10 protein-coding genes are annotated in these 13,189 nt (G+C 64.9%); 7 read left to right on the top strand and 3 right to left on the bottom strand.

Annotated features, from left to right (window positions below):
- Window positions 1-69: 69 nt before the first annotated feature.
- From CIT40_RS32165 to CIT40_RS32195, 7 genes are all read left to right on the top strand, one after another.
- Complete coding sequence (locus CIT40_RS32165; protein WP_162307779.1) at window positions 70-1,224, top strand: iron-containing alcohol dehydrogenase; 1,155 nt, start codon at window positions 70-72, stop codon at window positions 1,222-1,224.
- An 18-nt stretch (window positions 1,225-1,242) separates the two neighbouring features.
- Window positions 1,243-2,793, top strand: coding sequence for an AMP-binding protein (locus CIT40_RS32170; RefSeq protein ID WP_094892608.1), 1,551 nt, complete (start codon window positions 1,243-1,245; stop codon window positions 2,791-2,793).
- 268 nt (window positions 2,794-3,061) lie between these two features.
- Window positions 3,062-4,660, top strand: a complete 1,599-nt coding sequence (locus CIT40_RS32175; RefSeq protein ID WP_094892659.1) for an ABC transporter substrate-binding protein — start codon at window positions 3,062-3,064, stop codon at window positions 4,658-4,660.
- A 40-nt stretch (window positions 4,661-4,700) separates the two neighbouring features.
- Window positions 4,701-5,648 carry an ABC transporter permease gene (locus CIT40_RS32180; RefSeq protein ID WP_094892609.1) on the top strand — a complete coding sequence of 316 codons (948 nt, stop codon included), beginning with the start codon at window positions 4,701-4,703 and terminating at the stop codon, window positions 5,646-5,648.
- Window positions 5,649-5,657: 9 nt separating this feature from the next.
- A complete protein-coding gene (locus tag CIT40_RS32185) occupies window positions 5,658-6,551 on the top strand; it encodes an ABC transporter permease (protein ID WP_094892610.1) in 894 nt (297 codons plus the stop codon).
- Window positions 6,551-7,558, top strand: a complete 1,008-nt coding sequence (locus tag CIT40_RS32190) for an ABC transporter ATP-binding protein (RefSeq protein ID WP_094892611.1) — start codon at window positions 6,551-6,553, stop codon at window positions 7,556-7,558. Before CIT40_RS32185 ends, CIT40_RS32190 begins: the two co-directional genes overlap by 1 nt.
- Complete coding sequence (locus CIT40_RS32195) at window positions 7,555-8,556, top strand: ABC transporter ATP-binding protein (RefSeq protein ID WP_094892612.1); 1,002 nt, start codon at window positions 7,555-7,557, stop codon at window positions 8,554-8,556. Before CIT40_RS32190 ends, CIT40_RS32195 begins: the two co-directional genes overlap by 4 nt.
- On the opposite strand, the gene CIT40_RS32200 is transcribed toward CIT40_RS32195, so the two are convergent.
- From CIT40_RS32200 to CIT40_RS32210, 3 genes are all read right to left on the bottom strand, one after another.
- Complete coding sequence (locus tag CIT40_RS32200) at window positions 8,513-9,325, bottom strand: hypothetical protein (RefSeq protein WP_094892613.1); 813 nt, start codon at window positions 9,323-9,325, stop codon at window positions 8,513-8,515. The genes CIT40_RS32195 and CIT40_RS32200 overlap by 44 nt on opposite strands.
- Before the next feature lie 250 nt (window positions 9,326-9,575).
- Entirely contained in the window at window positions 9,576-11,549 is a 1,974-nt protein-coding gene (locus tag CIT40_RS32205) for an acetyl-CoA carboxylase biotin carboxylase subunit (RefSeq protein WP_094892614.1), read from the bottom strand.
- Window positions 11,546-13,162: an acyl-CoA carboxylase subunit beta gene (locus CIT40_RS32210; RefSeq protein ID WP_094892615.1), complete on the bottom strand. Its 1,617-nt coding sequence runs from the start codon at window positions 13,160-13,162 to the stop codon at window positions 11,546-11,548. Before CIT40_RS32210 ends, CIT40_RS32205 begins: the two co-directional genes overlap by 4 nt.
- Window positions 13,163-13,189: the final 27 nt, after the last annotated feature.

The following is a 13,189-nucleotide window of genomic DNA, read 5'->3' on the forward strand; positions in this document are numbered from 1 at the left end:
ATGACGGGAGCTGGCGGCTCGGCTAGATTAGTTTCGCAAGAACAAGACCAATTGTCCGGGAGGACAGGCGTGCACCAGGGACGTGTCGTTTTCGGCGCGATCGAGGAGGTCGTGTTCGGCCATCCTGCAACTGAGGCCATCGTCGCGCAGATGGACCGGCTGGGAACTCATCGTGCCTTCCTGATGGTGTCGGGCACGCTCAACAGGCAAACCGACGAAATCGAGAAGATCAAGCAGGCCCTGGGCTCCCGCTGCGCCGGCCTGTTCGACGCAATGCCGGCGCATACGCCGCGCGAGGCGGTGATCGCAGCTACCAATGCCGCGCGCGAGGCGGGCGCCGATCTGATCGTCACCGTCGGCGGCGGCTCGATCACCGACGGCGCCAAGGCGGTGCAGCTTTGCCTCGCCAACGGCATCACCGACGTCGACGGCATCGAGCGCATCCGCGTGCATAAGGGCACAGCACCGGAAATGAATGCGCCGACGGTGCGGCAGGTCAGCGTGCCGACCACGATCGCCGGCGGCGAGTTCAGCGCGATCGCGGGCGTCACCGACCGCACTGCGCATATGAAACAGATGCTGCGGCACCCGCTCGCCGTGCCGCGCGCGACCATCCTCGATCCCGCCATCACCGTGCACACGCCGGAATGGCTGTTCCTGTCGACCGGCATCCGCGCCATCGACCATTGCGTCGAGGCGATCTGCTCGCGCGAGACGCATCCTTACGCCGACGCGCAATCGGTGAAGGGCCTCGCCATGCTCGCCGACGCCTTGCCGCGGGTGAAAGCCGACCCCGCCGATCTCGACGCGCGGATGGATGCGCAGATCGGCACCTGGCTGTCGATGGGCGCGCTCGCGGCCGGCGTTCCCATGGGTGCGAGCCACGGCATCGGATACGTGCTGGGCGCGGCCTTCGACGTGCCGCACGGCTACACCTCCTGCATCATGCTGCCTGCGGTGATGCGCTGGAATGCGCGCGACAATGCCGAGCGGCAGATGATCGTCGCCGCCGCCATGGGCTTTCCCGGCCACGCCGCTGCCGACGTGCTCGATGCCTTCATCCGCTCGCTCGGCATGCCGCGCAGCCTCGCGGACGTGCGCGTCTCGCCCGAGCATTTCGATGATATCGCCGAGCAGGCGATGCGCACGAACTGGATCCCGCGCAATCCGCGCAAGATCGAGAGCGCGGCGCAAGTGCGCGAAATCCTGCTTCTCGCCGCGTAGTTCACAGCCGGAGGATAGATGTATCCAGGTCAGCATGCCCGCCTACGCCCGCTGCAGCCCGCCTTCATCATGGCGGCAACCGGCGAGGCCGTCACCTATCGCGAGCTCGATGCGCGCAGCAACCGGCTGGCCCATCTGTTCCGCAAGCACGGCCTGAAGCGGCTCGACCACTATTCGATCTTCATGGAGAACAATTCGCGCTATCTCGAGGCCTGCGGCGCCGGCGAACGCTCCGGGCTGTACTACACCTGCATCAACTCCTTCCTGACGCCGGGCGAGCTCGCTTATCTGCTCGCGAACAGCCAATCGAAAATCTTGATCACGTCGATGGCGAAGCTGGATATCGCCCGCGAGGCGCTCCAGGCTTGTCCCGACATCAAGCTCTGCATCGTCGCCGACGGCCCGGGCGAGAGCGAGCGCATCGTCGGGCTTGCGGACGTGACCGCGGATATGCCGACAACACCGATCGCGGATGAACGGCTCGGCACCGCCATGCTCTATTCGTCCGGCACGACGGGGCGGCCGAAAGGCATTCTGCGGCCGCTGCCGGAGGAGCCGCCAAGGCACAATCTGCCGCTGTTCGATTTCCTGACAAAACTTTGGCACTACCGCGAGGGCATGGTCTATCTGTCGCCGGCGCCGCTCTATCATTCCGCGCCGCAAGCCGCCGTGAACCTCACGATCCGCATGGGCGGCACCGTGATCGTCATGGAGAGCTTCGATCCCGAGCGCTACCTCGAGCTGATCCAGCGCTGGGGCATCACGCACACCCAGCTGGTGCCGACGATGTTCTCGCGCATGCTGAAGCTGCCGGAAGAGGTGCGCGGCCGCTACGACCTGTCCTCGCTGGAGATCGCGATCCATGCAGCGGCGCCCTGCCCGGCGCTGGTGAAGGACGACATGATCAAATGGTGGGGGCCGATCATCCACGAATATTACGGCGCGACCGAAGGCCTCGGCTTCACCGCCTGCAACAGCGAGGAATGGCTGAGCCATCGCGGCACCGTCGGCAGGGTGCTGCTCGGCGACCTCCACATCCTCGACGAGAACATGCGGGAATGCCCGACCGGAACGCCCGGCCAGGTGTGGTTCAAGACCGCCTCGCCGTTCGAATATTTCAACGACCTTGAGAAGACCAAGGAGGCGCGCTCGGCCGACGGCAGCATGAGCACGGTCGGCGATGTCGGCTATGTCGATGCCGACCGCTTCCTCTATCTGACCGACCGCGCGACCTTCATGATTATCTCCGGCGGCGTGAACATCTATCCGCAAGAATGCGAGAATCTCCTGATCACCCATCCTGAGGTCGCCGATGCCGCCGTGTTCGGCGTGCCCAATCCCGATCTCGGCGAAGAGGTGAAGGCGGTGGTGCAGCCGATGCCGGGCGTGGTGCCTGACGCGGCATTCGCCGAGGAGCTGATCGCGTTCTGTGCAAGATCGCTGTCGCGGCAGAAGGTGCCGCGCTCGGTCGATTTCGAGAAGGAATTGCCGCGGCTGCCGACGGGCAAGCTGTACAAGCGCCTGCTGCGGGACCGGTATTGGGGCAACAAGGCGTCACGGATCGTGTGAGGGCGGAGCGGCAATCTTGCTGTCGTCCCGACGAACACCGGGACGACAGCTGAGATGGGCGATATCCTTGCGCGCAACATCTCCACAAGCAGCACAGGAACCGTCTCTTCGCACTGCACTCTCGCATCGCGAGAGGACGAAGCCGATGCAGCCTTGCGTCATCCAAATTGCCGAGGCGGCAAGTGGCCTTACCGGTTGCCTCCTCCGACTTGCGTGCTATCGTCAGCACAAACAGGCCGCAAAAGGCCGATCTCCAGGGAGGATGAGCATGCGGAGCGTATGGGCGCTCGCCGCGATGGCGGCGCTATCTGTGCTGACGGCCTCGACCATCACGCTCGCCGGCGAGCCCAAGCAGGGCGGCGTCTTGCGAATGTATCACCGCGACAGTCCGGCCAACGCATCGATCCTCGAAGGCGCGACCTATTCGGTCAACGTGCCGTTCATGGGCGTTTTCAATAACCTCGTCATTTACGACCAGCACATCGCGCAGAACAGTCCCGACACCCTCCGGCCCGAGCTTGCCGAAAGCTGGTCCTGGGGCAACGACAACAAGAAGCTGACGTTCAAACTGCGCCAGGGCGTCAAATGGCATGACGGCAAGCCGTTCACATCCGCCGACGTCAAATGCACCTTCGATCTCCTGATGGGCAAATCTCAGCAGAAGCTGCGGCAGAATCCGCGCAAGGCCTGGTACAGCGAGGTCAACGAGATCACGACGAGCGGCGATTTCGAGGTCTCCTTCGACCTGAAGCGGCCGCAACCCTCGCTGCTGGCGATGCTGGCGTCCGGCTATACGCCGATCTATCCCTGTCACGTCTCGCCGGCGGACATGCGCACCCATCCGATCGGAACCGGGCCGTTCAAGTTCGTCGAGTTCAAGGCCAATGAATCGATCAAGCTGACGCGCAATCCGGACTATTGGAAGAAGGGCCTGCCGCATCTCGACGGCATCGAATACACCATCATCACGAACCGCTCGACCGCGATTCTCGCCTTCGTCGCCGGCAAGTTCGACATGACCTTTCCAACCCACATCACGATCCCGCTGCTGAAGGACATCAAGTCGCAGGCGCCGAACGCAACTTGCGTCGTCGAGCCGACCAACGTCTCGACCAACATCATCGTCAACTCGGCCTCGGCGCCGTTCGACAACATCGATATCCGCCGGGCGGTGGCGCTTGCACTCGACCGCAAGGCCTTCGTCGACATCCTGTTCGAAGGCCAGGCCGATATCGGCGGCACCATGTTGCCGCCGCCTCAAGGCATTTGGGGCATGCCCAAGGACAAGCTCGAGACCATTACGGGCTACGGGCCGAACGTGAATGCGAACCGCGAGGAGGCAAGGAAGCTAATGCAGAAGGCGGGCTACGGCCCGGACAAGCATCTCGCGGTGAAAGTCTCGACCCGGAATATCGCGGAATATCGCGACCCCGCCGTGATCCTGATCGACCAGCTCAAGAGCATCTATATCGACGGCGAGCTCGACGTCGTCGAGACCGCGAACTGGTTCCCGAAAGTCGCGCGCAAGGACTACATGCTCGGCCTCAACCTGACCGGCAATTCCGTCGACGATCCCGACCAGTCCTTCTACGAAAACTATTCCTGCGGCTCCGAGCGCAACTACACCAATTACTGCAACAAGGAGATCGAAAAACTGTTCGACGTGCAATCGCAGCAGATCGATGTTGCGAAGCGCAAGGAGCTGGTCTGGGACATCGACAAGAAGCTGCAGGAGGATGTCGCCCGCCCGATCATCTTCCATGCACGGGCCGGCTCGTGCTGGCAGCCCTATGTCAAGGGCGTCACGATCATGTCGAACAGCTCCTATAACGGCTTCCGCTACGAGGATTTGTGGCTCGACAAGTAGTGCGGCAGGCTGAAGATTAGCGGCTCGCGGAGGGCGAAGGATGTTTGCCTATCTGGTGCGACGCCTGTTCCTGATGCTCGTGACCCTGTTCGGGATCTCGATCGTCATCTTCCTCCTGCTGCGCATCGTGCCCGGCAACATCGTCGACATCCTGTTCGCCGCAGCCGGCTATGTCGATCCCGCCGACAAGGCCAATCTGGAAAAGGAACTCGGCATCGACCAGCCGCTGATCGTGCAATATTGGCACTGGATCTCGGGTTTTCTGCGCGGCGATTTCGGCTACTCCTACGTCTCCGAGAAGCCGGCGCTGCAGGAGATCTTGCCACGTATCCCGATCACGGCGCGGCTCGCCGGCCTCGCGCTGTTGTTCTCGGCCTCGATCGGCATCCCGCTTGGCGTCATCAGCGCCGTGAAGCAAGGCACGCGGCTGGATTACGCCTTGCGTGTCGTCAGCCTCAGCGGCTTGTCGCTGCCCTCGTTCTGGCTCGGCCTGCTCATCCTGACAGCGTCGGTGGCGATGTTCGGCCAGATGCCGATCTTCAATCCGAATCCGCAGACCTGGCTCGAAGCGTTCACAACCTATGCCGTGCCGGCCGCTGCCGTCGGGTTCCGCAGCGCGGCCCTGACCATGCGCATCACGCGGTCCTCGATGCTGGAGGTGCTGCGCCAGGATTACATCCGCACCGCCCGCGCGAAAGGCGCCTCCGACGCCGCCGTGAACTATCGGCATGCGCTGAAGAATGCGATCCTGCCCGTCATCACCGTGATCGGCATCGAAGCGGCATTCCTGATCGGCGGGCTGATCGTCACCGAGACGGTGTTCAACATCCCCGGCGTCGCCCGCTTTCTGGTCGAGGCGATCCGCTGGCGCGACTATCCGATCGTGCAGAACCTCGTGATGCTGATCGCCGTCGTGGTGGTGAGCGCGAATTTCATCGTCGACATGCTCTATGCCGTGTTCGATCCACGTATCAGGTACACGGACTAGGAGATCAGCTTGGCTGCGATCGACTTCGACGTTGAACTGAGGCGGGCCGGCGCGCATGCGACCGGCGGCTGGCGACGCGTGCTGTTTCTGGCACAGCGGCATGTGCTTGGCGCGGCCGGGCTCGTCATCATGGCGCTGTTCGTGCTGACGGCGATCTTCGCCGATGTCATCGCGCGCTATGATCCCCTGACGATCGACTCCACCCGCGCGCTGGCTCGCCCGAGCCTGGCGCACTGGATGGGAACGGACTCGTTCGGCCGCGACGTGTTCAGCCGCATCATCCATGGCGCGCGGATTTCGCTTGCGGTCGGGATCGGCTCGACCGCGCTCGGCGGCACGATCGGCGTCATCGTCGGCCTGACCTCCGGCTATCTCTCCGGCTGGGTCGATCTCGTATTCCAGCGCGTCTCCGACGTCCTCCAGGCGCTGCCGCTGCTGGTACTGGCGCTGGTGATGACGGCGGCTCTCGGCCCGTCGCTGCCGAACGTGATCATTGCGATTGCCATTCCGCTGATCCCGACGGTCGCGCGCGTCATCCGTGCCAATACGCTGGCGCTGCGGGAACTCCCCTTCATCGAAGCCGCCAAGTCGATCGGCATGAGCGAGGTGCGCATCGCGCTCCGCCACGTGCTGCCGAACACGCTGGCGCCGCTGATCGTGCTCGCCACGGCCCAGCTCGGCTCGACCATCCTGACCGAAGCCTCGCTGTCGTTCCTCGGCCTCGGCATTCCCGAGCCTTATCCATCATGGGGCCGCATGCTCTCGGAGTCAGCCGCCGAATATGTCCGCACCGCGCCGTGGCTGGTGATCTTCCCGGGCATCGCCATCAGCCTCGCCGTGTTCGGCGCCAATTTGTTCGGCGACGCCCTGCGCGACATCCTCGATCCCCGGCAGCGCGGCTGATGGCTGACAAATCCGATCTCGTGCTCGACGTGAAGAACCTGAAGACGGTGTTCTTCACCAACTCCGGCCTGTTCAAGGCCGTCGACGACCTGTCCTTTACCGTGAAGCGCGGCGAGACGCTGGCCATCGTCGGCGAATCCGGCTGCGGCAAGAGCGTCACCGCGCTGTCGCTCATGCGGCTCGTCCCTGATCCGCCCGGCCGCATCGTCGGCGGCTCCATCTCGCTCGAAGGCACCGATCTGCTGGCGCTGAACGAAGCGGAGATGCGCGCGGTCAGGGGCAACCGCATCTCCATGATCTTCCAGGAGCCGATGACCTCGCTCAACCCGGTGATGCGGATCGGAGACCAGATCGTGGAGGCGGTGCGGCTGCATCGGAACATTCCGGCCAAGGAGGCCCGCAATATCGCGGTCGAGATGCTGCGTTTGGTCCGCATTCCCGAACCGGCGCGGCGCGCGAAGGAATACCCGCATCAACTCTCCGGCGGCATGCGCCAGCGCGCGATGATCGCGATGGCGCTGGCTTGCCGGCCGGCGCTGCTGATCGCGGACGAGCCGACCACCGCGCTCGACGTCACCATTCAGGCGCAGATACTGGCGCTGATCCTCGACCTGCAGAAGGAGCTCGGCACCGGGCTCGTGCTGATCACGCACGATCTGGGCGTCGTCGCGCAGACTGCACAGCGCGTGATCGTGATGTATGCGGGGCGGAAGGTCGAGGAAGCCAGCGTCGAGGCGCTGTTCGCCGCGCCGAAGCATCCCTACACGCGGGGACTGATGGCCTCGATTCCAGCGGTCCCTGTACCCGGAATCGCCGCGCCGGCGCGACTGAACGAAATCCCCGGCACCGTGCCGTCGCTGGTGCGGCTGCCGAAGGGTTGCGCCTTCGCGCCGCGCTGCAAGCTCGCGATCAAGCGCTGCGAGGCAGAATATCCGCCGCTGGCGGATTGGGGTAGCGGCCATCTTGCCGCCTGCTGGCGCGCGGAAGAAGTCGCGGAGGTGGCATGAGCGAGGTCCTGCTCGAGGTCACCGACCTCAGGAAGTACTACCCGGTGCGCGCCGGCGTGCTGCGCCGGCAGGTCGGCACCGTGCATTCGGTCGACGGGGTTTCGTTCTCCGTCGGCGCCGGCGAAACGCTCGGGCTCGTCGGCGAATCCGGTTGCGGCAAGTCGACGGTGGCGCGCAGCGTGCTGCGGCTGGTCGAGCCGACTTCGGGCCGGATTCGGCTCGACGGAGAAGACATCACCCATCTGTCCAAGACGGCACTGCGCCCGCACCGGCGCTCGATGCAGATCGTGTTTCAGGACCCGTTTGCCTCGCTCAACCCGCGCATGACTGCCGGCGACATCGTCGGCGAACCGCTCCTCGTGCACGGGCTCGCCAGCGGCAAGGACCTGGAGGCGCGGGTCGCCAAGCTGTTCGAGCAGGTGGGCCTGCGCTCCGACCAGATGCGCAACTTCCCGCATCAATTCTCCGGCGGCCAGCGCCAACGCATCTGCATCGCACGCGCGCTCGCACTCGAGCCGCGCCTGATCGTCTGCGACGAGCCGGTCTCTGCGCTCGACGTCTCGATCCAGGCGCAGGTCATCAACCTGCTGATCGACCTGCAGCGTGAGCACGGCTTCTCCTACCTCTTCATCGCGCACGACCTCGCCGTGGTCGCCCATATCAGCCACCGCGTCGCGGTGATGTATCTCGGCCGAATCGTGGAAATCGCAGACAAGGACGAGCTGTTCCGCGATCCGCGCCATCCCTACACGCAGGCCCTGCTCGCCTCGGTGCCGATCGCCAACCCGCTCGCGAAGAAGCTCGCGCCGCTGGTCGACGGCGACGTGCCGAGCCCGGTCAATCCGCCGCCCGGCTGCGCGTTTCACACCCGCTGCCGGTTCGCGATGGATCGATGCAAGACGGAGCGGCCGGTGCTGATGGATGCCGGCGATGGGCATCAGGTGGCCTGCCTGCTCAATGAGGGGACGGGACGAAGCCAGTTGGCGCCAACGACCTGATCACCGGCCAGGCCGCCAGCGCGGCAGCCAGATGCTTGAGCGTGTGGCCCGACACGATGTGTCCTGTCGCTTCGAAAATGAGCGCGTCACCCAGCTCGAAAAGCTTGGCCAGCACATAAAAGAAGATCACCCCACCGAGCGGCACGCCGAGCGCGCCAGGCCGGGGGCGCGTCAACGCCAGTGCCACGGCGAGTGCCATGCCGCCGAACTGCACGACGACCCATGGCGTGAGATTCTCGCGTGCCACCCAGGCAGCCAGCAGGCCCGCGATCATCATCAGCACGAGCACCGCCTCTGCGGCGCGCACGCTGACGCGCTCGCTGGCTGCGATGCCCAGAAAGCCCGCGAACGCCACCGCCATGCCGAGCCGATCGGCCACGAGCCGTTGCGGCATGTCCGGGTCCAGGTGATAGAAGCCAGAACCCAGGCAAGTGAGGATCAGTCCCACGAAGAACCAGCTTGCACCCACGGGCGCGTCATTGCGGGCGCGCAGCCGCTCCGAACCCCAAACGCCCATTGCAAGGAAGGCGAGATTGCTCAGCACGTCGCCGGCGTTGGGCACGCCAAGCCAAGTGCGACTGTCGACGAAGTGCGGGACGTGCCAAGCGGCGGCGGGCAGCGCGGGGGCGAGGAGCGCCGTCAGCGTCAGAACGCAGAGTGCGCCGATCAGATAGGTCTCGCGGCGTTGTGGCGCGGCGAACGGGAGACGGCGGGATACCGACGGGAATGTGGGATTGGTCGCTTGGGCGGGATCATTGGGGCGCAACATGCCGGCTCCACAATTGAACAATGTTCAATATATGTAGCCGAAGAATGAACAACGTTCAAAATAAATTTTGGATTTCGTACAAAATTAGAATAACCTTCTGAAATATCACAGAATTTTTGGGCGAACGGCGCGCCGCAGGGGGTAGGCAGAGCCAAGCGGCTCCCACCATGCCTCTCCACCACTTTGAACATCGAAGTTGCGCCTGACGCTTTGCGCCTTTCCCCTACCATCTCGGAGCTCGTGGCGCCGACTACGCTCCGATCTCGGCGACGATCCTGCCCGTGGTGACCTGCTCGCCCTCAGCGACCTCAATCGCGGCGACCACGCCGTCGATGCCGGCCTTGTGGACGTGCTCCATCTTCATCGCTTCCAGCGTCAGCACCGGTTGGCCGGCTTTGACAGAGTCCCCCGGCTTGACCAGCACGGCAACGACGCGCCCGTTCATAGCGGCGCGCACCTTGCCGTCACCGCCATTGGCGGCAATGGCCTTGGGCGCGGCGAGCGTGAGATCGGTGACCGCGAGCGGGATGCCTCGGTGCTGGAAGTAAAGCCGATCGCCATCGCGCAGGAATTTTGCGCTGTCCATCACGCCGTCGTGGCGAAAGCGGATGGCGTCGGAATCGAGTTGATCAATCTCGAATTTGTCTTGCTGGCCGTCGCTGGCGACAGTGTAGCCACCATCGCGCTCGCGCGTGACCTCGAGTTCGTATGTCTGACCGGCGATCTCGATTTTCACCGGCAGGGGAAACGTCGCCGCGAGGCTCCGGCCATCCCGCCATGACGGCGCGCGCGGATTGGTGACGTAGAGCAGCAGGCCCGCCAGCGCGGTGTCGAAGGCGGCACCGGCGCGCGGTGCCAGCAGCTCGTCGCGATGCGCGCCGATGAAGGCTGTCGTTGCCTCGCCCCTGGCAAATCCGGGATGACGCAGACACGACATCAGGAACGCCTGGTTGGTGGTCACGCCGAACGCCGTGAGCTGCTCGAGGCCGACAATCAGCCGCCCCCGCGCTTCCTCGCGCGTGGCGCCATGGCTGATCACCTTGGCGATCATGGAATCGTAGAACGGCGGGATCTCCGAACCCGATTGCAGCGCGTGCTCGACCCGGATGCCGCCTGGCACCTGCCAGCGCGCCATGCGGCCCGATTGCGGCATGAAGTCGTGCGCAGCATCTTCCGAGCAGAGCCGGACCTCGATGGCATGGCCGGAGAACTTGATGTCGGGCTGCTTCACCGGCAGCGCCTCGCCGCGCGCGACGCGCAGCTGCAGCTCGACCAGATCGAGCCCGGTGATGGCTTCAGTCACGGGGTGCTCGACCTGGAGCCGCGTGTTCATCTCCATGAAGTAGAATTCGCCGCTGGCATCGAGCAAAAATTCCAGCGTGCCGGCGCCTTCGTAACGCAGCGCCTTCACGGCCGCGACAGCGACCTCGCCCATCTTCGCCCGCAGCTCCGGCGTGACCGCCGGCGATGGTGCCTCCTCGATCAGCTTCTGATGGCGCCGCTGCACCGAGCAGTCGCGCTCGCCGAGATGGACGGCATTGCCATGGCTGTCGCCGAACACCTGAATTTCGATGTGCCGCGGGTTCTGGATGGCGCGTTCGAGGATCACGGTGGGATCGCCGAAGGCCGCATTGGCTTCCGACCGTGCGCTGCGCAGCGCATCCGGGAAGGAGGCCGCGTCGGTGACGAGCCGCATGCCGCGGCCGCCGCCGCCGGCGACGGCCTTGATCATCACGGGGAAGCCGATCTTCCTGGCTTCCGCGAACATGACCTCGTCGCCCTGGTCGGCGCCCTGATAGCCGGGCACACAGGGCACGCCGGCCTTCTTCATGATCTCCTTGGCGCCGGCCTTGTTGCCCATCGCCTCGATCGCCTGCGGCGAGGGCCCGATGAAGACGAGCCCGGCATCCTTGCAAGCCTGCGCGAAATCTACGTTCTCGGCGAGGAAGCCGTAGCCGGGGTGAACGGCATCCGCGCCACTTGCTTTCGCGGCAGCGATGATCGCGGGAATGTTGAGATAGGACTGCGCCGGCAAGGCTTCGCCGATGCGCACGGCCTGGTCGGCCTCTCGCACGTGAAGCGCATCCCGATCCGCATCCGAATAGACCGCGACGACGCCGAGGCCGAGCTGCCGTGCACTGCGCATCACGCGGAGCGCAATCTCGCCGCGATTGGCGACCAGGACCTTGGAGAACGGGCGGTGCTGCACTGATCCGTTCCTCATGGGCGGGCCACCGAGAACTGCATGCGCTGCGGTGTGCGTGCATCGCCCTCGCGGCAGATCGCAAGCACTTCGGACAACACCGCGCGGGTATCGCGCGGATCGATCACGCCGTCGTCGAGTACGCGGGCGCTGGTGGAGAACACGTCCATCTGGCCGTCGAACACGCCGATGATCTGCGCCTTCATGGCGTCCAGCTTGTCCTTCTCGATGGGCTTGCCGCGCCGCGCGGCAGCAGCCTCGGTCACGATCGCCATGGTCTCGGCGGCCTGCTCGCCGCCCATCACGGCGGTCTTGGCGTTCGGCCAGGAGAAGCAGAAGCGGGGATGGAAGCCGCGGCCGCACATGCCGTAATTGCCGGCACCGAACGAGGCGCCGCAATAGATGGTGATCTGCGGCACCGTTGCGGAAGTCACCGCCTGGATCATCTTGGAGCCGTGCTTGATCATGCCGGCCTCCTCGTAGGCCTTGCCGACCATGTAGCCTGTCGTGTTGTTGAGATAGAGGATCGGCGTGCGGGTCTGGCAGCAGGCCTGGATGAAATGCGTCGCCTTGTTGGCCCCGGCGGGATCGAGCGGACCGTTGTTGGTGATGATGCCGATCGCCTGTCCCTCGATACGGGCATGGCCGCAGACCGTGGCGGGCCCGTAATTCGGCGCCATCTCGGTGAAATCGGAGTCGTCGACGATGCGCGCGATCACCTGCTTCATGTCGACGGAGCGCTTGTGATCCATCGGCATGATGCCGAGCAATTCATCCCTGTCGTAGCGCGGCGGCTTGAACTCCCGAGCCGCCTTGCCTGGCCGCTCCCATTGCAGCGCCGCCATGATCTCGCGGGCGATGCGCAACGCATCGCGGTCGTCTTCGGCAAGGTAGTCGCCGAGGCCGGACACTTGCGTATGCATCTCGGCGCCGCCGAGCTCCTCCTCGGTCGCGATCTCGCCGGTCGCGGCCTTGAGCAGCGGCGGGCCCGCGAGGAAAGCACGGGTGCGGCCGCGCACCATGACGATGTAGTCGGACAGGCCGGTCTGGTACGCGCCGCCCGCAGTCGAGGAGCCGTGTGTCACGGTCACGACGGGCAGGCCCGCGGCCGAAAGCCGCGCCAGATTGCGAAAGATATTGCCGCCGCGAACAAAATCCTCAACGCGGTAGCGCAACAGATTGGCTCCGGCGCTTTCGACGAGCTGGACGTAAGGCAGCTTGTTTTCCAGCGCGAGTTCCTGCACGCGGATCGTCTTGTCGAGGCCGTAAGGCTGCAGCGCGCCGGCGTCGATGCCGGAATCGCTGGCGCTGACCATGCAGCGGATGCCGGAGACGAAGCCGATGCCGCCGATGACGCCACCGCCCGGCACGCTCTTGTCCGCATCCGGCACGTCGAACATGTAGCCGGCGAGCGTCGACAGCTCGATGAAGGGCGCTCCGGGATCGAGGACCAGCGCGACGCGCTCGCGCGGCAGCAGCTGCCCGCGTTTGTGGAAGCGATCCTTTGCCGCCGCCGACGCCGTGCGCGTGCGCTCTTCGAGCGCGCGCATGCGGTCGATCAGGCCGAGCATGCCGTCGCGGTTGGCGTGGTAGGCCGCGCTACCGGAGGAGATGGTGTTTTCGAGAATGGACATGACGTTATCCTGCTCGTCATTGCGAGG

The sequence above is a fragment of the Bradyrhizobium amphicarpaeae genome (assembly GCF_002266435.3).
In the GTDB taxonomy this organism is placed as follows: Bacteria; Pseudomonadota; Alphaproteobacteria; order Rhizobiales; family Xanthobacteraceae; genus Bradyrhizobium; species Bradyrhizobium amphicarpaeae.

What these genes read in the sequence shown, in the direction of transcription:
- CIT40_RS32170 (WP_094892608.1), top strand. Translation starts at nt 1,243, where the DNA reads ATGTATCCAGGTCAGCATGCCCGCCTACGCCCGCTGCAGCCCGCCTTC.
- CIT40_RS32175 (WP_094892659.1), top strand. Translation starts at nt 3,062, where the DNA reads ATGCGGAGCGTATGGGCGCTCGCCGCGATGGCGGCGCTATCTGTGCTG.
- CIT40_RS32180 (WP_094892609.1), top strand. Translation starts at nt 4,701, where the DNA reads ATGTTTGCCTATCTGGTGCGACGCCTGTTCCTGATGCTCGTGACCCTG.
- CIT40_RS32190 (WP_094892611.1), top strand. Translation starts at nt 6,551, where the DNA reads ATGGCTGACAAATCCGATCTCGTGCTCGACGTGAAGAACCTGAAGACG.
- CIT40_RS32195 (WP_094892612.1), top strand. Translation starts at nt 7,555, where the DNA reads ATGAGCGAGGTCCTGCTCGAGGTCACCGACCTCAGGAAGTACTACCCG.
- CIT40_RS32200 (WP_094892613.1), bottom strand. Translation starts at nt 9,325, where the DNA reads ATGTTGCGCCCCAATGATCCCGCCCAAGCGACCAATCCCACATTCCCG.
- CIT40_RS32205 (WP_094892614.1), bottom strand. Translation starts at nt 11,549, where the DNA reads ATGAGGAACGGATCAGTGCAGCACCGCCCGTTCTCCAAGGTCCTGGTC.
- CIT40_RS32210 (WP_094892615.1), bottom strand. Translation starts at nt 13,162, where the DNA reads ATGTCCATTCTCGAAAACACCATCTCCTCCGGTAGCGCGGCCTACCAC.